Here is a 20823-nt window from a genome sequence, read left to right as displayed (position 1 = left end):
CCCCTGTGGCGAGGGAGCTTGCTCCCGCTGGGGCGCGAAGCGGCCCCAAGACCTGCGACCGAGGTAAATCAGGTATACCGCGTGCAATGTTTTACGACTGCTTCGCAGCCGAGCGGGAGCAAGCTCCCTCGCCACAAGGGGAGTGTTCGTTACGGTGACCGTAACGATCCGTCTCTCTGCTTGATTGATGCCCCCCACCCAACACTCCTAAGGTGACCCCCACGACAGCGAACCCGTGGAGTGGTCATGACAACAACAATATCCCCCGACTCGCGATGGACGCGGCGGCGCAGCGAAAAGCAGCGGCGCCTCGAGTTGGTCAAGGGCCTGGCCGACGGTGTGGTCCTGCCCACCGACAACATCGTGGCGGCGCTCGAAGCGTTGATCCTGCCTGGCGACCGTGTGGTGCTGGAGGGCAACAACCAGAAGCAGGCGGATTTCCTTTCGCGCTCACTGGCAAAAGCCGATCCGACAAAGCTGCATGACCTGCACATGATCATGCCCAGCGTCGGACGCTCCGAACACCTGGACCTGTTTGAACGCGGCATCGCCCGCAAGCTCGACTTTTCCTTTGCCGGCACCCAGAGTCTGCGCATCAGCCAGTTGCTGGAAGACGGCCTGCTGGAAATCGGCGCGATCCACACCTACATCGAGCTCTACGCACGGTTGGTGGTGGACCTGATTCCAAACGTCGTGCTCTCCGCCGGTTTCATGGCCGACCGCGCCGGCAACATCTACACCGGCCCCAGCACCGAAGACACGCCGGCGCTGATCGAACCGGCGGCGTTCAGCGACGGTATCGTCATCGTTCAGGTCAATCAGTTGGTGGACGACGTCACTGACCTGCCACGCGTCGACATCCCCGCTTCGTGGGTCGATTTCGTGGTGGTGGCCGACAAGCCGTTCTACATCGAACCGCTGTTCACCCGCGACCCCCGGCATATCAAGCCTGTGCACGTGCTGATGGCGATGATGGCGATCCGCGGGATCTACGAAAAACACAACGTCCAGTCGCTGAACCACGGCATCGGCTTCAACACCGCCGCCATCGAATTGATCCTGCCGACCTACGGCGAATCCCTCGGCCTCAAAGGCAAGATCTGCCGCAACTGGACGCTCAATCCGCATCCAACCCTGATCCCTGCCATCGAAAGCGGCTGGGTCGAAAGCGTGCATTGCTTCGGCACCGAACTGGGCATGGAAAACTACATCGCCGCGCGGCCGGACGTGTTCTTCACCGGTCGCGACGGCTCGCTGCGATCCAACCGAATGTTCAGCCAACTGGCCGGGCAATACGCGGTCGACCTGTTCATCGGTGCGACTCTGCAAGTCGATGGCGACGGCCATTCTTCCACCGTGACTCGTGGTCGCCTCGCCGGTTTCGGTGGTGCGCCAAACATGGGCCACGACCCGCGCGGTCGTCGCCATGGCACTCCGGCCTGGCTCGACATGCGCCACGGTGACGCGCCGGAGCCCTTGCTCGAACGCGGCAAAAAACTCGTGGTGCAAATGGTCGAGACCTTCCAGGAAGGTGGCAAACCGACCTTCGTCGAAACCCTCGATGCGATTGAAGTGGCGAAGAAGAGCGGCATGCCGCTGGCGCCGATCATGATCTACGGCGACGACGTCACTCACCTGCTGACCGAAGAGGGCATCGCCTATCTGTACAAGGCGCGTTCGCTGGAAGAGCGTCAGGCGATGATCGCCGCTGTCGCTGGCGTGACCGTGATCGGCTTGCGTCACAACCCGAAAGACACCGCCCGCATGCGCCGTGAAGGCTTGATCGCCTTGCCCGAAGACCTCGGCATTCGTCGCACCGACGCCACCCGCGAATTGCTCGCCGCCAAAAGCGTGGCGGATCTGGTCGAGTGGTCCGGTGGCCTCTACAACCCGCCCGCCAAATTCAGGAGCTGGTAATGCACGCCTTCAACCTGCAACCGAAAACCTTAACCCTGGCCGAGCGGCTGGCGGACCTGGCGGTGGATGCGCTGATCGACGAAGCGGATTTGTCGCCGAAACCGGCGCTGGTCGATCGTCGTGGCAACGGCGCGCATACCGATTTGCACCTTGGGCTGATGCACGCTTCGGCGTTGTCGTTGTGGCCAGCGTTCAAGGAAATGGCGCAAGCGGCTATCGAAATTGGCGAAGTGGGTTTGCCGCTGCGTGAGGCCCTCGGCCGAGTTGGCCGGGAAGGTGAGCAAACGATGCTCGCCACCACCAATGGGGTGAATACCCACCGTGGCGCGATTTGGGCGTTGGGATTGCTGGCCGCGGCGGCGGCGCTTGAACCTGAGTCCAGGGGCCCAGGCTCGGTCACGTTGCGCGCCGCTCGCCTCGCCCTGCTCTACGATCGTTACGCTCCAAGGCCTCTGAGCCACGGTGCCCAAGTCGCCCAACGTTACGGCGCGCGCGGTGCCCGTGAAGAGGCGCAACTGGGCTTTCCTTCAGTGCTGCAACGCGCACTGCCGCAACTCAAAATCAGCCGCGCCGCCGGCCATGGTGAACAGAACGCCCGGCTCGATGCGTTGCTGGCGATCATGACTCAACTGAGCGACACCTGCGTGCTCTACCGCGCCGGCGAACACGGCCTGCACACCATGCAACTCGGCGCCCAGGCGGTACTCGATGCCGGCGGCAGCGCCAGCCTCGCCGGTCGTCGCCGTCTGCACGAACTGGACGAACAATTAATCGCATTGAATGCGTCGCCCGGCGGTGCAGCGGATTTACTCGCCGCCTGCCTGTTTATCGATCGCATCGAGTCCGGAGCTTTCTGATGGAAACCTTATCCTTTGAATTCCCCGCCGGGCAGCCGCCACGTGGCCGCACCCTGGTGGGTTGTGTCGGCTCTGGCGATCTGGAAGTGCTGATCGAACCGGGTCAGGCCGGCAAGCTGACCATCAAGGTGCAGACCTCGGTCAATGGCGCCGAACAACGCTGGCAGCATCTGTTTGCGCGGATGTTCGACGGCCAGGTCCCGCCAGCGATGGCCATCGATATCCACGACTTCGGCGCAACCCCCGGCGTGGTGCGCTTGCGTCTGGAACAAGGCTTTGAGGAGATCGGCCATGACTGACAGCGCAGACCTCCTGCATAAACACAGTTTCGTCGAACTCGGTGCGCGGCAACGGGCGAAAGCCTTGCTCGATGCCGGCACCTTCCGCGAATTGCTCGACCCGTTCCAACGGATCATGTCGCCGTGGTTGTCGCGTCAGGGCGTGGTGCCGCAAGCCGATGACGGCGTGGTGATTGCCAAGGGCAGCATCGGCGGTATGCCGGTGGTTATCGCGGCGATCGAAGGCGCGTTTCAGGGCGGCAGCCTCGGCGAAGTCGGCGGGGCGAAGATTGCCGGCGCGCTGGAACTGGCTGCCGAAGACAACCGCAACGGGATTCCGACCCGCGCCGTGTTGTTGCTGGAAACGGGCGGCGTGCGGTTGCAGGAAGCCAACCTCGGGCTGGCGGCGATTGCCGATATTCATGCGGCGATCGTCGATTTACGCCAGTACCAACCCGTTGTCGGCGTCGTGGCCGGTAGCGTGGGCTGCTTTGGCGGGATGTCGATTGCCGCCGGGTTGTGCAGCTATTTGCTGGTGACCCAGGAAGCGCGTCTTGGCCTGAACGGTCCACAAGTGATCGAACAGGAAGCGGGGCTTGAGGAGTACGACTCCCGCGACCGTCCTTTCATCTGGAGCCTGACCGGCGGCGAGCAACGTTTTGCCAGCGGTCTGGCGGATCGTTTTGTGGCTGACGACGTGGCGCAGATTCAGCAGCAGGTCAGTGAGTTGCTTGAACAAGGCCTGCCAGCGCAACAACGCAGTCGTCAGGCCGATCTGTTCCTGCAACGGCTGGCCCGTCTGGACGCCACGCCGCAAATCGATCCGGCGACGGTTCGCGATCTGTATCAAGGAGAGCGCTCATGAATTCGTATTCCCTGAGAGGTTTGAGCTGGTTCAATGCCTTGAGTGCGGGCGCGACACCAGTCGAAGGTTTGCCTGCTTCGTTGAAGGTGGCCGACGGTGTGTTGGGTGATCAGTCGGTTCGGTTCATTGCGGTGGTGGCGGATCCCGACAACCGCTTTGTCCGCGCTCGCAACGGCGAGGTGGGTTTGCTGGAAGGCTGGGGTTTGGCCAGGGCGGTGGATGAAGTCATCACGGCTGACGTTGATAAACCGCACAAGCGCGCCGTGATCGCGATCATCGATGTGCCGAGTCAGGCCTACGGTCGGCGCGAAGAAGCACTCGGCATTCATCAGGCACTGGCCGCTGCGGCAGACAGTTATGCCCGTGCCCGATTGGCTGGTCACGCGGTGATCGGTTTGCTGGTGGGCAAGGCAATGTCCGGGGCATTCCTGGCCCATGGGTATCAGGCCAATCGGTTGATCGCGCTGCGTGATCCAGGCGTGATGGTGCATGCGATGGGCAAGGCTTCGGCGGCGCGGGTGACCTTGCGCAGCGTCGAAGAGCTGGAAGCGCTGGCTGCCAGCGTGCCACCGATGGCGTATGACATCGACAGCTACGCCAGTCTGGGTTTGCTTTGGGAAACCTTGTCGGTTGAACAGATCGAGCAGCCGACGGCCGCCGATCTGGCGCGTGTGACTGAGTGCCTGGGCCTGGCGATTGGCGATGTCGCCGCAAGCGGTCGCGATTTGAGCGGCCGCTTGGGTGCGAGCAATCGCGCGGCCTCGAGCAACGTTCGCCAACTGCTGAGAGAGCAGTGGTGAATACCTTTCTGGCCCACGACCTGCTCTGGGGCATGACCCCAGAGCAGTTGCCGGTGGACGCGCCTGCGTGGGTGGTCGAGTCGATCAGCGCGGGTCAGCCGGTGGTGGTTCGGCGTGCGTTGAGTGCGCCGGATTTCATCGCGGTCGGGGTGCGTGGGCGGTTACGTGAACAGCGCTTTGCAACAGTGATGTCGATCGATGCGATTTCCCGTTGCGTCAGGCCGGAAGCGCTTCGTCATGTCTCGATTGACCGGGATTTGCCGGCAGTCCACGCCCTCACTCAGCTGCGGCCACTGCTGGATGATTATGGTTGGGCGTGGGGCGTCGGCGGCAGCGCCGGGTTTGAATTGGCCAGCGGTTTTCAGGCCTTGCATGAGCGCAGCGATCTCGACTTGATCCTGCGCACGCCGCAACCGCTCGACCGATTGAAAGCGCAGGCGCTGGTGAAGATTCTGGACGCGGCTGTATGCCAAGTGGACATGCAGTTGCAAACGCCTTTCGGCGCCGTCGCCCTGCGCGAATGGGCCGGTCCTGCCCGTCGGGTTTTGCTGAAAAACGCCCGCGAAGCCTGCCTGGTCATTGATCCGTGGGAGCAAGCAGCGTGAGCAGTTTGCTGGTGTTCCCCGGCCAGGGCGCGCAACAGCCGGGCATGCTCCATCGTTTGCCTCGCGAAACGGTGAACGAGGCGAGTAACGTGCTCGGTGAAGAGGCGTTGCTGCTGGATTCTGCCGAAGCGTTGAAGTCGACACGGGCGGTTCAGCTTTGCCTGTTGATCGCCGGTGTCGCCGCGTCGCGCCAGTTATCCATGGCGCCGGATTACGTGGCGGGATTGTCCATTGGCGCCTATCCGGCGGCTGTGGTGGCGGGTGCCTTGGGTTTCAGCGATGCGTTGCATCTGGTCAGCCTGCGCGGTGAACTGATGCAGCAGGCTTATCCACAGGGCTACGGCATGACCGCGATCATCGGCCTCGATTTGTCCACAGTGGAAGGCTTGCTGGCGCAGGTTCACAGCGTCGACACGCCGGTTTACCTGGCCAACATCAATGCCGATAACCAGGTGGTGATTGCCGGCAGCGACGGCGCGATGAAAGCCGTCGCCGAGCTGGCAAAAGGTCGCGGTGCAGGCCTGGCCAAACGACTCGCCGTCAGTGTGCCGTCGCATTGCCCACTGTTGGATGCGCCCGCTAAAACGCTGGCGGATGCATTCGCCAAGGTGTCGCTGAAAACGCCGGCTCTGGGTTACCTCAGTGGCAGTCGCGCCCGGCCAATCATCAATGTCGAAGCCTTGCGCGATGACCTCGCTTTTAACATGTGCCGCGTCGTCGATTGGCGTGGCACCGTGCAAAGCGCCTACGAGCGCGGCGTACGTCTGCAGATTGAACTGCCGCCCGGCGCGGTGCTGACCGGGCTGGCGCGCCGGGTGTTCGAGCAGGGCACCGTGATTGCCTTCGACGGTGCTCGCCTCGATACCTTGCAGGCGCTGTTGCGTGAGGAGGGAAGCCGCCAACCCTAGACCATCGACTCAAGCCTTCGAACAACAAAAACAACATTCGACGATGCACTTTGAGGACAACAACAATGATTATTTACGGTGTGGCGTTTCTCGCCTTTTGTACCCTGGTGGGTATTTTTGTCGGTGAACTGCTCGGCAAGCTGATTGGTGTACCGGCCAACGTTGGCGGTGTAGGTATTGCGATGCTGCTGTTGATCGGCCTCGGCAGTTACCTGAATAAAAGTGGTTGGTTCAAAGGCAAGACAGAGCAGGGCGTGGAGTTCTGGAGCGCAATTTATATCCCGATCGTCGTCGCCATGGCGGCACAACAAAACGTCTATGGCGCACTCAAGGGTGGGCCGATGGCGATCTTGGCGGGGACGGCAGCGGTGGTTATCGCCTTTGCCTTGGTGCCGGTGCTGGTACGCATCGGCAACAAGGAACCCGCCTCGGTCATTCCTCCCAAGACGGTAGGGTGATCGCCATGTACGAATCGATGATGAAGGTAATTACCGGTTACGGCCTGATCAGTGGCTTTCTGATTGTCGGCGTGACCATGTGGGTGTCCTACTGGATTTCCAATACATTCACCAAAGGTCGCCTGCACGGCTCGGCCATCGCCATTCTGCTTGGGTTGTTGTTGTCTTATATCGGGGGCGCGCTGACCGGTGGCCAGAAAGGCGTGGTGGACATTCCGTTGTTGTCGGGCATCGGCCTGCTGGGCGGCGCCATGTTGCGTGATTTCGCGATTGTCGCCACGGCGTTCGGTGTCAGTGTCGATGAGCTCAAGCGTGCCGGTTTTGTCGGTGTGCTGGCATTGTTCGTCGGCGTCGGGACATCGTTCATAGCCGGTGTCGCGGTGGCGATGGCGTTCGGTTACACCGATGCGGTGAGCTTGACTACCATCGGTGCTGGCGCGGTGACGTATATCGTCGGACCGGTGACCGGGGCAGCGATTGGTGCGAGTTCCGAGGTCATGGCGCTGTCGATTGCGGCGGGGCTGATCAAAGCCATCCTGGTGATGGTGATGACGCCGTTCGTGGCCCCGATGATCGGGCTGAACAACCCGCGCAGTGCGGTGATTTTCGGCGGATTGATGGGCACTTCCAGCGGTGTGGCCGGCGGTTTGGCGGCCACGGATCCGAAACTGGTGCCGTATGGTTGCCTGACGGCGGCGTTCTACACGGCATTGGGTTGTTTACTCGGGCCTTCGTTGCTGTTTGTGATCATGCGCGGATTAATGGGCTGATGCGTTAGAGGGTAAGCCACGCGCCCACAGGATCTGCGCAATGCCTGTAGGAGCGAGGCTTGCCCGCGAAGGGCGCGACAGGGTCTCAGGCCTGGCGATTGGCATACATCCGACACTCCGCCAACAACGCCAGCAGATTCGGATCGCGCTCCTTGGCTTTCAAAAACACCACGCCAATGTGCTGCTGCAACCGATACTTTTCCTGCAACGGAATCAGCTTCACACGGTTCTCATACACCGCCGCAATCCGCCCCGGCAGCAACGCATAACCCACCCCCGAGCTGACCATGCTCAGCAGGGTGAAAATGTCGTTGACCTGCATCGCCACCTTCGGCTCGAACCCCGCTTGCTTGAACACCCGATTGCCATCCTGGTGCGTGGCGAAGCCTTGGGTCAGGGTGATGAACGTCTCGTCGCGGACCTCGGCCAGATCCACTTCGGTGCGTTGGGCAAACTTCGAGTCTGCCGGGGTCGCCAGGAAGATGTCATCGGAAAACAACGGAATCTGCTCGCAATCCGGGTCGTTCACGCTGTCGTCCAAAGACACCAGGATCGCGTCGACTTCCATGTTCTTGAGTTTGTACAACAGATCGAAATTCGAACCGAGGATCAGGTCGATGTTGAGTTCGCTGCGGCGGATTTTCAAACCCATGATCAGTTGCGGCACGGTCTTTACCGTCAGCGAATACAGCGAGCCCAACTTGAAGCGTTCAGCGGAAAATCCAGCGGCTTCGCGGGTCAGGCGCACGGTTTCGACCACGTCCTGAATCAGCTTCTGCGCTCGCTCTTCCAGCACATAAGCGCTTTCCAGCGGTGTCAGGTTGCGCCCTTCATGTTTGAACAGCGGACAACGCAGGGCGCTTTCCAGGGAATGGATCGCCCGATGCACGCTGACGTTGCTGGTTTGCAACTCGGCGGCGGCGCGAGCCAGATTGCCGGAGCGCATGAAGGCGAGGAACACCTCGAGTTTTTTCAGGGTCAACTCTTCGTCGATCAGCATGGGCCGGACTCTTATTCGAATGGCTCGATTGTGCACGTATGTGGGTTCTTGGGGGATTTGTGTTTTGAAACATTGCGCTTTTAACCTTCAGGCGTGAGCCTTACGCGAAGTTGCAACGAATCTTGAGGTGAGCAACACATGTATCACGGGGAAAGATTGAACGCCTGGACGCATCTGGTCGGGGCGGTGGCAGCGGTTGTCGGGGTGGTGTGGATGCTGGTGATTGCCAGCATGGACGGCAGCCCGTGGAAGATTGTCAGCGTGGCGATTTACGGATTTACCTTGATGGTGCTCTACAGCGCATCGACCGTTTACCACAGCGTGCGCGGGCGCAAGAAAGCGATCATGCAGAAGGTCGATCACTTTTCGATCTACCTGTTGATCGCCGGCAGTTACACGCCGTTTTGTCTGGTGACCCTGCGCGGGCCGTGGGGCTGGACGTTGTTCGGGATTGTCTGGGGGCTGGCGCTGATCGGCATCCTGCAAGAGATCAAACCGCGTTCGGAAGCGCGGATTCTGTCGATCGTGATCTATGCGGTGATGGGCTGGATCGTACTTGTGGCGGTCAAACCGTTATTGGCGGCATTGGGCAGTACAGGTTTCGCCTGGCTGGCGTCGGGCGGCGTGTTGTACACCGTGGGCATTATCTTTTTTGCGCTGGACAGTCGTTTGCGCCATGCCCACGGGATCTGGCATCTGTTCGTGATCGCCGGGAGTCTGCTGCACTTCGTGGCGATTATGTTTTATGTCTTGTAGATCGCACCGCAGCTATATGAAAAACCTGTGGGAGCGAGCCTGCTCGCGAAAGCGCCAGGTCAGTCGACATCATCGCTGACTGATCCACCGCATTCGCGAGCAGGCATGCTCCCTCAGTGGCACAGGCGGTCCAGTTGTGCCTGCGCCCGTCGGCTGAACACCTGCAACAGGTCGCTCAAGGTATGGGGCGGCGGTTCGTCGGCGCGAGTCACCGCATACAACGTGATCGGTAACGCGGGTGCCAGAGGTCGAATCGCCGTGGTGGCGGGGGACGCGCCTAGCGCGGTAAACGGATCGATCACCGCCAGCCCGGCACCGGATTCAACCATCGCCCGCGCCAGCGAATAGGTCTGCACGGCGATACGAACCCGTGGCGGCGGATCGACCGCCTCAAGGTAGCTGTCGAGCCTGGCCGCCAGCGGGTCGGCGCTGGACAGGCCAATCAGCGGCGCACCGGCCAGTTCGATCAATGGCAACGGTTGGCCCAAGGCGTCGTCGGTCCAATAGCCCAACGGCGCCAGCGCCACCAACACCCCGCAGGCCAGGGGCTGCGCCTTCAGGCCCGGATGATCCGGAGGTTGCAAGGTCAGCGCGACATCCACTTCGCGCATCAACAAATTCTGCATCAACTCACGGCTGTGGGCGCTCGACAGCTCGCAGACAATGTCCGGGTAGCGTTGCGTCCACTCGTTGATGGCCGGCGGCAGCAGCGATAAGGCCAGCGCCGGGATCGCGCCGATCCTCACGCTGTGACCCGGCTCGCGACGCAGGCTCTGGGCCAGACGTCGCACGCCTTGCAGGCTTTCGGTGACCTTGTCGACTTCGCGCTCAAGCTCCAGCGCTTCGGGCGTGGCCTGCAATTTACCGCGCACCCGCAGAAATAACGGGAAGCCCAGTTGCTGCTCGGCGTGTTGCAGCACTTTGCTCACCGCCGGCTGCGACACGTGCAGCAACTGCGCGGCGCCACTGACCGAACCGGTCTGGCGAATGGCCTGGAAAATCTCGATGTGTCGCAGTCGCATGGCAAGTCCATAACCTTTGTTTATGGGTCAGGCATCTTTATGCATTGTTCAAGGTCTGTCACCTGGTCCTAACCTGAAGCCTGTTTCAACAACGGTTAAGGACAGACATGGCTCAGCGGGTTTGCATCATCGGTGGCGGCGTCATCGGCCTGACGACGGCTTACGCACTGGTTCGCGACGGCATCGACGTGACGCTGATCGAGGCCCGGGATTCGCTGGGCAGCGAGACCAGTTTCGCCAACGGCGGCCAGTTGTCCTACCGTTACGTCGCGCCTCTGGCCGATGCCGGTGTGCCGTTGCAGGCGCTTGGCTGGATGCTGCGCGGTGACTCGCCGCTGAAGTTGCGTCCGCGCCTGGACCCGGCGCAATGGCGCTGGATGGCGTCCTTCCTGGCGGCGTGCCGTCGTTCTGTGAATCAGCGCAACGGCGCGCACCTGCTGCGTCTGGCGCTGCTGAGCCAGTCCACGCTGCAAGGCTGGCGGGACGAAGACCGTCTCGACGCCTTCGCCTGGCGGCGCAACGGCAAACTGGTGACGTTTCGTGAAGCCGCGAGTTTTGAGCATGCGCGCCATGGCCTGGCCGATCCGCAACAGCAGCACGTGCTGTCGCGTGCCGAATGCGCACAGTTGGAGCCTGCGCTTGCCGAGGCGCCGTTTGTGGGCGCGATTTATACGCCTGACGAAGAAGTCGCCGATTGCCATGCTTTCTGCCAGCAACTGCTGGCTCGGCTCCAGGCGTCGGGGCGTTGCGAGTTTTTGCTGGGACGCAAGGTCACCGGCATTCGCCACGCGGATGGCGCGGTGCAGGCTGTAGAAATGGGTTCGCACGTGCTGCCGGTCGAGCAACTGGTGATCGCCGCCGGTCATCGCAGTCCGGCGCTGGCGCTGCCCGGCATGCACCTGCCGCTGTATCCGCTCAAGGGCTACAGCCTGACCTTGCCCGTGCGCACCGAACATCGCGCGCCGGAACTGAGCATCACCGATTACAACCGCAAGATCGTTTATGCCCGCATCGGTGATCAACTGCGCGTGGCGGCGATGGTCGACATCGTCGGTTTCGACCCGGCACTCGACCCCAAACGTCTGGCGCTGATCAAGCGCCAGGCGCAGGAAACCTTACCCAATGCCGGCGATTACACCGCCGCCATCGAATGGGCCGGCATGCGCCCGGCCACCCCCAGCGGCGTGCCGTTGATCGGGGCCACGGCGTATCGCAACCTGTGGCTCAACCTGGGCCATGGCGCCCTGGGTTTTACCCTGGCTTGCGGCAGCGCCCGGTTGCTCAGCGAGTTGATCGCCCGGCGCGCACCCTCGATTGAAATGCAGGGCCTCGCCCCCCGCGTCGCCTGACTTGAAAAGGAAAAACCGATGAGCATCAACCGTATCAACAGCAACAGCCGGCTCTCTGGCGCGGTGACCTTTGGCGATCTGGTGTTTCTCTCGGGACAGGTTCCGGGTGACAGCCTCGACGTCACTGGCCAAACCGCCGAGGTGCTGGCGAAGATCGATGCGTTGCTGGCCGAAGCTGATAGCGACAAGGATCATCTGCTCAACGCGACCATTTACCTGAACGACATTGGCCGCGACTTTGCCGCCATGAATGAGGTCTGGTCGCAGTGGCTGTCACCGGGCAAAGCGCCAACCCGCACGACTTTGCAGGCGCAACTGGCCCGTCCCGAGGTCCTGGTGGAAATCACCGTGATCGCAGCGCGCCGCTAATCGCTCAACCCACAACGGAGAATAACAATGCAAAAAATCACGTTGATCGGCTGCACCCTCGGTCTGCTGCTCGCCAGTCAGGTCCAGGCCAACGAAACGCCACTGACCGGTACGCTGAACAAGGTTGCCAATGCCAAGAGCATCACGCTGGGCTATCGCGACGCGTCGGTGCCGTTCTCCTACGTGGGTGATCACACGGGGCAGCCGATGGGCTATTCGGTGGACCTGGCGAGCAAGATTGTCGAGCGCATCAAGCAAAAGCTTGAACTGCCGGATCTGCAGGTGAAGTACAACCTGGTGACCTCGCAAACGCGCATTCCGCTGGTGCAGAACGGCACGGTCGACCTTGAGTGCGGCTCCACCGGCGTGACCGCCGAGCGCATGCAGCAAGTGGCGTTTTCCTACGGGTTTATCTACGTGAAGGGTCAGTTGCTCACGGCGAAGGACAGCGGCATCAAGAGTTTCGCTGACCTGCGCGGCAAGAACGTCGTGACCACCGCGGGCACAACGAATGAACGGTTTCTGAAGAGCTACAACGTCGATCACAAGATCGATATGTTCGTGATCAGCGCCAAGGACCATGGCGAGGCTTTCCAGATGCTGCAGTCGGGTCGGGCGGCGGCGTTCTATATGGACGACGCGCTGCTCTATGGTGAACGAGCGAAGGCCCGCGATCCGCATAAGTGGGTGGTGGTGGGTGAGGAGCAGTCGCGGGAAATCTACAGCTGCATGGTGCGCAAGGATGATCCGCAGTTCCTGGCACTGGTCAACTCCACACTGGCCGACCTGTACAGCTCAGGGGAAATCAACGGCATCTACAACCGCTGGTTCCAACAGCCGATCCCGCCCAAAGGCTTGAACCTGGAATTCCCGATGACCAGCGAGCTGAAAGCCATCATCGCCAAACCGGTGAGTGATCCGGTGCAGTAGTTGCGGACAGATCGTTCCCACGTGGAGCGTGGGAACGATCAGAACCTAGAAGTCGCCCCACAGTTGTTGCGCCACCGCTAACGCCACGACGGGTGCGGTTTCGGTGCGCAATACGCGAGGACCGAGGCGGGCGGCGTGAAAACCGCCAGCCTTGGCCTGCTCGACTTCAGCGTCGGACAACCCGCCCTCAGGCCCGATCAGAAACGCCAACGTTGCCGGCTTCGCATGACTCACCAACGGCTCCGCCACCGGATGCAACACCAGTTTCAACTCAGCCTCGGTCTGCTTCAACCAGTCCGCCAGCAACAGCGGCGGATGAATCACCGGCACCCGTGACCGCCCGCACTGCTCGCACGCGCTGATCGCCACCTGGCGCCAATGCAGCAGGCGCTTGTCGGCGCGCTCGTCCTTCAGCCGGACTTCGCAGCGGTCGCTGAAGATCGGGGTGATTTCAGTCACGCCCAGTTCAGTGGCTTTCTGAATCGCCCAATCCATCCGCTCGCCACGGGACAAACCCTGGCCGAGATGGATCGCAAGCGGTGATTCGACCTGACCGGCGAAGCTTTCATCGATCTGCACCACCACGCGCTTCTTGCCAACCTCCACCAGCCTGGCGCGAAACTCATGGCCCGAGCCGTCGAACAATTGCAGCACATCGCCCTCGGCCATGCGCAGCACGCGGCTGATGTAATGGGCCTGGGCCTCGGGCAACTCGTGCTCGCCGGTGCTCAGGGGGGCGTCGATAAAGAAGCGGGACAGTCTCATGCTGGGTCTCTACTGAATCAGTAAGTTGGATCAAGTCGCAAATGTGGCTGGTTTTTTGTGGCGAGGGAGCTTGCTCCCGCTGGACTGCGCAGCAGTCCTCTTCTTTCCAGGGATAAGCGGGGCCGCTTCGCGACCCAGCGGGAGCAAGCTCCCTCGCCACAGGGGTTCTCGGTGACTTCTAGCCCGGATCACGGAAGTCGGGATGGAAGTCTTTCGGCACCGAGACGCTCACGCTATTGCGGGTCGCAATGTCGATCCCTTCACTGGCCACTTCCGCGAGGAAGTCGATCTGCTCCGGCGTGATCACGTAAGGCGGCAGGAAATACACCACGCTGCCCAACGGTCGAAGTAAAGCACCTCGTTCCAGTGCATGCTGGAACACCTTCAAGCCACGACGTTCCTGCCACGGGTAAGCTTCCTTGGTTGCCTTGTCCTTGACCATCTCGATGGCCAGCACCATGCCGGTCTGGCGTACTTCCGAGACGTTCGGGTGATCGACCAGGTGCGCGGTGGAGGAGGCCATGCGCTGGGCCAACGCCTTGTTGTTTTCGATGACGTTGTCTTCTTCGAAGATATCCAGCGTCGCCAAGGCCGCCGCGCACGCCAGCGGGTTACCGGTGTAGCTGTGGGAATGCAGGAAGGCGCGCAGGGTCGGGTAGTCGTCGTAGAAAGCGCTGTAGACGTCTTCGGTCGTCACGCAGGCCGCCAGCGGCAGGTAACCGCCGGTCAGGGCCTTGGACAGGCAGAGGAAGTCCGGGCGGATGCCGGCCTGTTCACAGGCAAACATGGTCCCGGTGCGGCCGAAGCCGACGGCGATTTCGTCGTGGATCAGGTGCACGCCGTAACGGTCGCACGCTTCACGCAGCAGCTTCAAATAAACCGGGTGATACATGCGCATGCCGCCGGCGCCCTGAATCAGCGGCTCGACGATCACCGCCGCGACGGTGTCGTGGTTCTCGGCCAGCGTCTGCTCCATGGCGGCGAACATGTTGCGCGAATGCTCCTCCCAGCTCATGCCCTCAGGGCGCAGGTAGCAATCGGGGCTTGGCACCTTGATGGTGTCCAGCAGCAGCGCCTTGTAGGTCTCGGTGAACAGCGGCACGTCGCCCACCGACATCGCCGCCATGGTCTCGCCGTGATAGCTGTTGGTCAGTGTGACGAAGCGCTTCTTGTTCGGCTGGCCGCGGTTGAGCCAGTAGTGAAAGCTCATTTTCAGCGCGACTTCGATGCAGGACGAACCGTTATCGGCGTAGAAGCATCGGGTCAGGCCTTCGGGCGTCATCTTCACCAGACGCTCGGACAACTCGATGACCGGCTGATGGCTGAAACCGGCGAGGATCACGTGCTCCAGCTGATCGACCTGATCCTTGATGCGCTGGTTGATGCGCGGGTTGGCGTGGCCAAACACGTTGACCCACCAGGAACTGACGGCATCGAGGTAGCGTTTGCCTTCGAAGTCTTCCAGCCACACGCCTTCACCGCGCTTGATCGGGATCAGTGGCAGCTGTTCGTGGTCTTTCATCTGGGTGCAGGGATGCCACAACACCGCGAGATCGCGTTGCATCCACTGATTGTTCAGGCCCATGTTCAGTCTCCTCGAGGCGATCCGCCGACAGGCGCGGACATACAATCGCGCAAGCCTATGCAATGCATCGCGCGGGAACAACCCATTGTGTCGATTGAGCTACTTTGTATAGGGCGATAGACGTCGCTGGCGGCCCAATGATGGCTAACGTATTCTTCGCGGTTCTTTGAGTCGTCTGACTCGCAAAACCGTTTTTCCTACGTGTATTTCCGGAGTTCGCTGAATGTCTGCTGGTTGGCTGCGCGCCTGTGCGCTGGTGATGTTGGGGCTGTTCAGCGTGTCTGCGCTGGCCAAGGATAAAACAGCGATCGTGATCGGCGGCGGGCTTTCGGGCCTGACGGCGGCATACGAACTGCAGAACAAAGGCTGGCAAGTCACGCTGCTGGAAGCCAAACCGAGCCTGGGCGGCCGCTCCGGCATGGCCACCAGCGAGTGGATCGGTAACGACAAGACCCAGCCGGTGCTGAACAAATACGTTTCGACATTCAAGCTGAGCACTACGCCGGCACCGGAATTCGTGCGCACGCCGAGCTACCTGATCGACGGCGTGTATTACACCGCCGCTGATCTGGCGACCAAGGAACCGGCCACCAGTGACGCGCTCAAGCGTTACGAAAAGACGCTGGACGATCTGGCGCGCTCGATCGAAGACCCGCAGAACCCGGCCGCGACCAGCACGCTGCATGCCCTGGATCAGATCAACGTCTCCAACTGGCTTGATCGACTGACGTTGCCCGCCACGGCTCGGCAGTTGATCAATCAGCAAATTCGTACCCGTTATGACGAACCTTCGCGCCTGTCGCTGCTGTACTACGCACAACAGAGCCGGGTTTATCGCGGTGTGTCCGATCGTGACCTGCGCGCTTCGCGCCTGCTCGGCGGCAGTCCGGTGCTGGCTCAAGCCTTCGTCAAACAGCTGAAAACCATCAAGACCAGCTCCCCGGTCTCGGCCATTATCCAGGACAAGGATGGCGTGACCGTCAAAGTCGGCAGCGTCGGCTATCAGGCTGACTACGTCGTGGTCGCCGTGCCATTGCGCGCCCTGAACAAGATCCAGATGACCCCGGCGCTGGATGCCCAGCACTTGGGCGCGATCAAAGGCACCAACTACGGTTGGCGCGACCAGATCATGCTGAAGTTCAAGACGCCGGTATGGGAAAGCAAGGCGCGCATGTCCGGCGAGATCTACAGCAACACCGGCCTGGGCATGTTGTGGGTCGAGCCAGCCCTGAAGGGTGGTGCCAACGTGGTGATCAACCTGTCCGGCGACAATGCGCGGGTGATGCAGGCCTTCGGCGACAAGCAGATGGCCGATCAGGTACTGATTCGTCTGCACGCATTTTATCCACAGGCACGCGGTTCGTTCACCGGTTATGAAATCCGCCGCTACAGCACCGATCCGTCGATGGGCGGCGCTTACCTGGCCTTCGGCCCGGGCCAGATCAGCAAGTACTGGCGCCTGTGGGAACGTCCGCTGCAACGCGTAGCGTTCGCTGGCGAACATACCGACACCTTGTACCCAGGCACGCTGGAGGGCGCATTGCGCACCGGTCAGCGCGCAGCCAGTCAGGTTGAAGACCTGGCGGCAGGCAAGTCGTTTGAACCGGCGAAAGTGGTTCCGGCAGCGACAGCTGTTGCGGCCGGTGCAGTGGCGGCGAAGAAGGGCAACTTCTTCAGCAATCTGTTTGGTGGATCCTCCGATGAAGACAAGAAGCCGGAACCGGTCAAGGCTCCCGAGCCGGTAACACCGCCAGCACCGACACTCGCTCCAGTGCCAACCCCGGCGCCTGCGCCAGTGGAAGCGCCGAAGCCTGCCGCACCGGTAAAAGCCGAGCCAGCCAAGAAGGCTCCGGCCAAAGCGCCGGCGAAAAAGCCCGCTGCCAAAACCGACGCCAAAAAAGCCCCGGCCAAGGCGCCTGTGAAGAAAGCTGAACTGGCGAAGAAACCAGCGACCAAGCCCGCTGCGACCGCGGCGACAGATACCAAGGCGCAGTAAGCTTCGGGATTAAAGAAACGCGGCAGAAATGCCGCGTTTTTTTATGCCTGAAGAAAAGAACGAATAAATCTCATGGCGCAGGTGTTCTTGGTTCGGACGTCATCATTTCTCACTCAGTGGTCTTTAATCTTTCCTTAACTCACCCATTTCAGACTCTTGATCGTATTTCTCGATATTTCAAAGCGAAATTTTCCGCTTTAAATCGATAGATAACTCGATAGTCTTGGTCGCAGTTCTCACAGGATTTGGGCATGCAGCTACGTAACTCTTCTTCCCGCTACGGTTGGGTCAGCATCTTCATGCATTGGTGCGTGGCGCTGGCGGTCTTCGGTCTGTTCGCGTTGGGGTTGTGGATGGTCGGTCTCGACTACTACAGCACCTGGCGCAAAGACGCGCCGGACCTGCACAAGAGCATTGGCCTGGTGCTGTTTGCCGTCATGTTGCTGCGTGTGTTGTGGCGCTTTGTCAGTCCGCCACCGCCGACACTCGACAGCTACAGCCGTCTGACGCGCATTGGCGCGAAGTTCGGCCATTCGTTCCTGTACCTCGGCCTGTTTGCTGTGATGATTGCCGGTTACCTGATTTCCACCGCAGACGGTGTCGGGATTCCGGTGTTTGGCCTGTTTGAAGTTCCTGCACTGGTGTCCGGAATACCGGACCAGGCAGACACCGCCGGTGTGATCCATCTGTATCTGGCGTGGGTACTGGTAATTTTTTCCGGTCTCCATGCGTTGGCAGCATTGAAGCACCACTTTATCGATCGTGATGCGACCCTCATTCGTATGCTGGGCCGCAAAGCCTGAAGTTCAACCTCGACTCCAAAGGAATAGAAAGCATGTTGAAAAAAACACTCGCTGCTGTGGCAATCGGTTCGGCTCTGCTGTCCGCTAACGTGATGGCAGCTGACTACGTCGTCGACAAGGAAGGCCAGCATGCCTTCGTTGACTTCAAGATCAGCCACTTGGGCTACAGCTACATCACCGGTACCTTCAAGGACATCGACGGCAAGTTCAGCTTCGATGCGGCCAAGCCGGAAGCGAGCAAGATCGAGTTCAACGTCAACACCGCCAGCGTGTTCACCAACCATGCCGAGCGCGACAAGCACATCGCCAGCAAAGACTTCCTGGACGGGTCTAAAGCCAAGTTCGTCTCCACCAGCGTTAAATCCACCGGCAAAAACGCCGCTGGCAAAGACACTGCCGACGTGACCGGCGACCTGACCATCCTTGGCGTGACCAAGCCAGTCGTGGTCAAGGCTACCTTCCTGGGCGAAGGCAAGGATCCATGGGGCGGCTACCGTGCCGGCTTCGAGGGCACCACCAGCATCAAGCGTTCCGACTTCGGCAAGCAGAAAGACCTGGGCCCAGCGTCCGATGCAGTCGAGTTGTACGTTTCGTTTGAAGGTGTCAAAGCGAAGTAATGCTCAGTCGTAGGAGCTGCCGCAGGCTGCGATCTTTCAAGATCAAAAGATCGCAGGCTTCGCCAGCGCCTACAAAAAGCAATTTGTGATAAATAAAAAAATGCCCCGGATCGCGAGATCCGGGGCATTTTTCATGGCAGTGTCAAATCAGCGATTGCGAGTCAGCAATGCTGGTTTCTCACCACGGGGACGGCCTGGCAGTTGATCAAGTTGTTCGGGAGTCGGGAAACGATCGGTTTTCGACTCCTTGTGAATGATCTTCGGTGCCGGACCACGCGGGTTTTGCACGGCGGGTTCCGAACGCGGCTGGTCGTCACGCGCCGGGCGACGGTTGCGGCCTTCTTCGCGACGGGCCTGGCCGTCACGTGGAGCACCGTTGCGTGGACCGCTGCGCTTGGCCGGCGGCGTGCCGGTGGTGGCGCCGTCGCTGCTGCGCGGACCGCTTTGGCGACCCTGAGGCTTGCCGCCAGTGCGCGGAGCACCTGTGCCAGCGGCCGAACCTTGTGCTGGAGCGCCCGGACGGCGGCCACGACCCTGAGCCGGTTTGGCTTGAGGCACGTAGTCGACGCGGTTACCGAAGTTATCGATATCGTCGTCCAGGAACTCGTCCGGAGCGCGATCAGCGGCAGCGCGTGGCGCCGGGCGCTGTTGCTCGCGAGCCGGGGTGCCTTCGCGTGGTTTCTGCTCACGGGCCGGACGATCGCCACGGCCAGTGGCTGCAGGTTTTTCCTTGCCGCCCTTGTCCTTGCCTTTGTCTTTACGACCGCCGCCACCGCCGCTGCCGTTCGGACCGTCACCGCGCGGGCCACGTGGGTTGCGCGGGTTACGCACATCCGGACGCTCGCGGACTTCCGGTTTCTCGGCTTCTACAGCGCTGGAATCGAAGCCCATCAGGTCGCCGTCGGCGATTTTCTGCTTGGTCATGCGTTCGATGCTTTTCAGCAGCTTTTCTTCGTCCGGAGCCACCAGCGAGATCGCCTCGCCCGAACGACCGGCACGGCCGGTACGGCCGATGCGGTGAACGTAATCTTCGTCGACGTTCGGCAGTTCGAAGTTGACCACGTGTGGCAACTGATCGATGTCGAGGCCGCGAGCGGCGATGTCGGTGGCGACCAGGATGCGTACTTCACCGGCCTTGAAGTCGGCCAGGGCTTTGGTGCGTGCGTTCTGGCTCTTGTTGCCGTGGATCGCGACGGCGGTGAGGCCGTGTTTGTCCAGGTATTCGGCCAGACGGTTGGCGCCGTGCTTGGTGCGGGTGAACACGAGCACCTGTTCCCAGGCGCCTGCGGTGATCAGGTGCGCCAGCAGCGAACGCTTGTGGTTGGCCGGCAGACGGAATACGCGTTGCTCGATGCGCTCGACCGTGGTGTTCGGCGGCGTGACTTCGATGCGTTCCGGGTTGTGCAGCAGCTTGCCGGCAAGGTCGGTGATGTCCTTGGAGAACGTCGCCGAGAACAACAGGTTCTGACGTTTGCTCGGCAGACGGGCCAGGACCTTTTTCACGTCATGGACAAAGCCCATGTCGAGCATGCGGTCGGCTTCGTCCAGCACGAGGATTTCCACGTGGGACAGATCGACGCTGCCTTGGCCGGCGAGGTCGAGCAGACGGCCAGGGCAGGCCACCAGCACGTCAACGCCGCGGGACATGGCCTGAACCTGCGGGTTCATGCCGACGCCGCCGAAGATGCAGGCGCTGACGAACTTCAGGTCACGGGCATAGACCTTGAAGCTTTCGTGAACCTGAGCCGCGAGTTCGCGGGTAGGGGTCAGGACCAGCACGCGTGGTTGGCGCGGGCCGTGACGCTGGGATTTGTCCGGGTGACCGTTGGGAAACAACCGCTCCAGAATCGGAAGGGCGAAGCCGCCGGTTTTACCAGTACCTGTCTGAGCCGCAACCATCAGGTCGCGACCTTGCAACACGGCGGGAATGGCCCGCTGTTGCACCGGAGTAGGCTCGGTATAGCCCGCTGCCTCGATGGCGCGGACTAAAGCCTCGGAGAGACCGAGGGAAGCAAAGGACATGAGTAATCCTGTTTTAGTTAGGGCTTGGCCCAATGGGAGTCTTGCCTGGCGCGAATGGCGTTTAAGAGGAACGCAATCCCGTCCGGTCCTGCTGGGCCTTGAAAGCTCGTCTGGAGCGCTCGCGCGGGCTGAAAAGCTGCGCTGTAGCGGG

At 61.2% G+C, this 20823-nt stretch carries 21 protein-coding genes; 16 read left to right on the top strand and 5 right to left on the bottom strand.

The features are described from left to right. The first annotated feature begins 246 nt into the window (after positions 1–246). The 9 genes from mdcA (at position 247) to madM (ending at position 7458) form a co-directional block, all read left to right on the top strand. Positions 247–1917: a malonate decarboxylase subunit alpha gene (gene mdcA, locus B723_RS02875; RefSeq protein WP_017341260.1), complete on the top strand. Its 1671-nt coding sequence runs from the start codon at positions 247–249 to the stop codon at positions 1915–1917. Further along, the gene (locus B723_RS02870; protein WP_017341259.1) at positions 1917–2774 is read left to right on the top strand and encodes a triphosphoribosyl-dephospho-CoA synthase; all 858 of its coding nucleotides are present in this window, start codon (positions 1917–1919) and stop codon (positions 2772–2774) included. Before mdcA ends, B723_RS02870 begins: the two co-directional genes overlap by 1 nt. After that, a complete protein-coding gene (locus tag B723_RS02865; protein ID WP_017341258.1) occupies positions 2774–3073 on the top strand; it encodes a malonate decarboxylase subunit delta in 300 nt (99 codons plus the stop codon). The genes B723_RS02870 and B723_RS02865 overlap by 1 nt, the downstream gene beginning before the upstream one ends. Beyond that, positions 3066–3917: a biotin-independent malonate decarboxylase subunit beta gene (locus tag B723_RS02860; protein ID WP_017341257.1), complete on the top strand. Its 852-nt coding sequence runs from the start codon at positions 3066–3068 to the stop codon at positions 3915–3917. The genes B723_RS02865 and B723_RS02860 overlap by 8 nt, the downstream gene beginning before the upstream one ends. Beyond that, positions 3914–4717 carry a biotin-independent malonate decarboxylase subunit gamma gene (mdcE, locus tag B723_RS02855; RefSeq protein ID WP_017341256.1) on the top strand — a complete coding sequence of 268 codons (804 nt, stop codon included), beginning with the start codon at positions 3914–3916 and terminating at the stop codon, positions 4715–4717. The genes B723_RS02860 and mdcE overlap by 4 nt, the downstream gene beginning before the upstream one ends. Continuing rightward, entirely contained in the window at positions 4711–5322 is a 612-nt protein-coding gene (locus tag B723_RS02850) for a malonate decarboxylase holo-ACP synthase (protein ID WP_017341255.1), read from the top strand. The genes mdcE and B723_RS02850 overlap by 7 nt, the downstream gene beginning before the upstream one ends. Continuing rightward, positions 5319–6230, top strand: a complete 912-nt coding sequence (gene mdcH, locus B723_RS02845) for a malonate decarboxylase subunit epsilon (RefSeq protein ID WP_017341254.1) — start codon at positions 5319–5321, stop codon at positions 6228–6230. The genes B723_RS02850 and mdcH overlap by 4 nt, the downstream gene beginning before the upstream one ends. Positions 6231–6295: 65 nt before the next feature. Continuing rightward, a complete protein-coding gene (gene madL, locus B723_RS02840) occupies positions 6296–6688 on the top strand; it encodes a malonate transporter subunit MadL (RefSeq protein WP_010466888.1) in 393 nt (130 codons plus the stop codon). A 5-nt stretch (positions 6689–6693) separates the two neighbouring features. Further along, a complete protein-coding gene (gene madM, locus B723_RS02835) occupies positions 6694–7458 on the top strand; it encodes a malonate transporter subunit MadM (protein WP_031319166.1) in 765 nt (254 codons plus the stop codon). 85 nt (positions 7459–7543) lie between these two features. Here the strand turns inward: madM and B723_RS02830 are convergent, their stop codons facing one another. Beyond that, positions 7544–8458 carry a LysR family transcriptional regulator gene (locus tag B723_RS02830; protein WP_017341252.1) on the bottom strand — a complete coding sequence of 305 codons (915 nt, stop codon included), beginning with the start codon at positions 8456–8458 and terminating at the stop codon, positions 7544–7546. A gap of 138 nt (positions 8459–8596) precedes the next feature. Between B723_RS02830 and trhA the strand changes: the two genes are divergently transcribed. Further along, the gene (gene trhA, locus B723_RS02825; protein WP_017341251.1) at positions 8597–9214 is read left to right on the top strand and encodes a PAQR family membrane homeostasis protein TrhA; all 618 of its coding nucleotides are present in this window, start codon (positions 8597–8599) and stop codon (positions 9212–9214) included. A 113-nt stretch (positions 9215–9327) separates the two neighbouring features. Here trhA and B723_RS02820 read toward each other — a convergent pair whose 3' ends face one another. After that, positions 9328–10236, bottom strand: coding sequence for a LysR family transcriptional regulator (locus B723_RS02820; protein ID WP_017341250.1), 909 nt, complete (start codon positions 10234–10236; stop codon positions 9328–9330). 107 nt (positions 10237–10343) lie between these two features. On the opposite strand from B723_RS02820, the gene B723_RS02815 reads away from it, so the two are divergent. From B723_RS02815 to B723_RS02805, 3 genes are read left to right on the top strand one after another with little or no spacing between them, the layout of a single operon-like run. Next, on the top strand, positions 10344–11585 hold the full coding sequence (locus B723_RS02815; RefSeq protein WP_017341249.1) for a D-amino acid dehydrogenase: 1242 nt from the start codon (positions 10344–10346) through the stop codon (positions 11583–11585). 18 nt (positions 11586–11603) lie between these two features. Next, a complete protein-coding gene (locus B723_RS02810; protein ID WP_010466895.1) occupies positions 11604–11954 on the top strand; it encodes a RidA family protein in 351 nt (116 codons plus the stop codon). Positions 11955–11981: 27 nt separating this feature from the next. Next, on the top strand, positions 11982–12884 hold the full coding sequence (locus B723_RS02805; RefSeq protein ID WP_017341248.1) for a transporter substrate-binding domain-containing protein: 903 nt from the start codon (positions 11982–11984) through the stop codon (positions 12882–12884). 45 nt (positions 12885–12929) lie between these two features. On the opposite strand, the gene B723_RS02800 is transcribed toward B723_RS02805, so the two are convergent. Both B723_RS02800 and B723_RS02795 read right to left on the bottom strand, forming a co-directional pair. Then, on the bottom strand, positions 12930–13649 hold the full coding sequence (locus B723_RS02800) for a 16S rRNA (uracil(1498)-N(3))-methyltransferase (protein WP_017341247.1): 720 nt from the start codon (positions 13647–13649) through the stop codon (positions 12930–12932). 178 nt (positions 13650–13827) lie between these two features. After that, positions 13828–15234, bottom strand: a complete 1407-nt coding sequence (locus B723_RS02795) for an adenosylmethionine--8-amino-7-oxononanoate transaminase (protein ID WP_017341246.1) — start codon at positions 15232–15234, stop codon at positions 13828–13830. 223 nt (positions 15235–15457) lie between these two features. Between B723_RS02795 and B723_RS02790 the strand changes: the two genes are divergently transcribed. From B723_RS02790 to B723_RS02780, 3 genes are all read left to right on the top strand, one after another. Then, entirely contained in the window at positions 15458–17230 is a 1773-nt protein-coding gene (locus tag B723_RS02790) for a flavin monoamine oxidase family protein (protein WP_017341245.1), read from the top strand. Between the two features lie 251 nt (positions 17231–17481). After that, the gene (locus B723_RS02785) at positions 17482–18033 is read left to right on the top strand and encodes a cytochrome b (RefSeq protein ID WP_017341244.1); all 552 of its coding nucleotides are present in this window, start codon (positions 17482–17484) and stop codon (positions 18031–18033) included. Positions 18034–18065: 32 nt separating this feature from the next. Beyond that, positions 18066–18650: a YceI family protein gene (locus B723_RS02780; RefSeq protein ID WP_010466914.1), complete on the top strand. Its 585-nt coding sequence runs from the start codon at positions 18066–18068 to the stop codon at positions 18648–18650. 147 nt (positions 18651–18797) lie between these two features. Here B723_RS02780 and B723_RS02775 read toward each other — a convergent pair whose 3' ends face one another. Further along, entirely contained in the window at positions 18798–20672 is a 1875-nt protein-coding gene (locus B723_RS02775; protein ID WP_017341243.1) for a DEAD/DEAH box helicase, read from the bottom strand. Between the last annotated feature and the right edge of the window lie 151 nt (positions 20673–20823).

The sequence above is a fragment of the Pseudomonas fluorescens NCIMB 11764 genome (genome assembly GCF_000293885.2).
In the GTDB taxonomy this organism is placed as follows: Bacteria; Pseudomonadota; Gammaproteobacteria; order Pseudomonadales; family Pseudomonadaceae; genus Aquipseudomonas; species Aquipseudomonas fluorescens_B.
Note: the sequence above shows the minus strand (reverse complement) of the source record. Positions and strands in the feature narration are given on the sequence as shown.

Coding starts and splice junctions, on each gene's coding strand:
- B723_RS02830 (WP_017341252.1), bottom strand. CDS start 8,458: ATGCTGATCGACGAAGAGTTGACCCTGAAAAAACTCGAGGTGTTCCTC.
- B723_RS02800 (WP_017341247.1), bottom strand. CDS start 13,649: ATGAGACTGTCCCGCTTCTTTATCGACGCCCCCCTGAGCACCGGCGAG.
- B723_RS02865 (WP_017341258.1), top strand. CDS start 2,774: ATGGAAACCTTATCCTTTGAATTCCCCGCCGGGCAGCCGCCACGTGGC.
- B723_RS02785 (WP_017341244.1), top strand. CDS start 17,482: ATGCAGCTACGTAACTCTTCTTCCCGCTACGGTTGGGTCAGCATCTTC.
- B723_RS02805 (WP_017341248.1), top strand. CDS start 11,982: ATGCAAAAAATCACGTTGATCGGCTGCACCCTCGGTCTGCTGCTCGCC.
- B723_RS02790 (WP_017341245.1), top strand. CDS start 15,458: ATGTCTGCTGGTTGGCTGCGCGCCTGTGCGCTGGTGATGTTGGGGCTG.
- B723_RS02820 (WP_017341250.1), bottom strand. CDS start 10,236: ATGCGACTGCGACACATCGAGATTTTCCAGGCCATTCGCCAGACCGGT.
- B723_RS02775 (WP_017341243.1), bottom strand. CDS start 20,672: ATGTCCTTTGCTTCCCTCGGTCTCTCCGAGGCTTTAGTCCGCGCCATC.
- B723_RS02780 (WP_010466914.1), top strand. CDS start 18,066: ATGTTGAAAAAAACACTCGCTGCTGTGGCAATCGGTTCGGCTCTGCTG.
- B723_RS02860 (WP_017341257.1), top strand. CDS start 3,066: ATGACTGACAGCGCAGACCTCCTGCATAAACACAGTTTCGTCGAACTC.
- B723_RS02870 (WP_017341259.1), top strand. CDS start 1,917: ATGCACGCCTTCAACCTGCAACCGAAAACCTTAACCCTGGCCGAGCGG.
- mdcA (WP_017341260.1), top strand. CDS start 247: ATGACAACAACAATATCCCCCGACTCGCGATGGACGCGGCGGCGCAGC.
- B723_RS02810 (WP_010466895.1), top strand. CDS start 11,604: ATGAGCATCAACCGTATCAACAGCAACAGCCGGCTCTCTGGCGCGGTG.
- mdcE (WP_017341256.1), top strand. CDS start 3,914: ATGAATTCGTATTCCCTGAGAGGTTTGAGCTGGTTCAATGCCTTGAGT.
- madM (WP_031319166.1), top strand. CDS start 6,694: ATGTACGAATCGATGATGAAGGTAATTACCGGTTACGGCCTGATCAGT.
- trhA (WP_017341251.1), top strand. CDS start 8,597: ATGTATCACGGGGAAAGATTGAACGCCTGGACGCATCTGGTCGGGGCG.
- B723_RS02815 (WP_017341249.1), top strand. CDS start 10,344: ATGGCTCAGCGGGTTTGCATCATCGGTGGCGGCGTCATCGGCCTGACG.
- B723_RS02795 (WP_017341246.1), bottom strand. CDS start 15,234: ATGGGCCTGAACAATCAGTGGATGCAACGCGATCTCGCGGTGTTGTGG.
- madL (WP_010466888.1), top strand. CDS start 6,296: ATGATTATTTACGGTGTGGCGTTTCTCGCCTTTTGTACCCTGGTGGGT.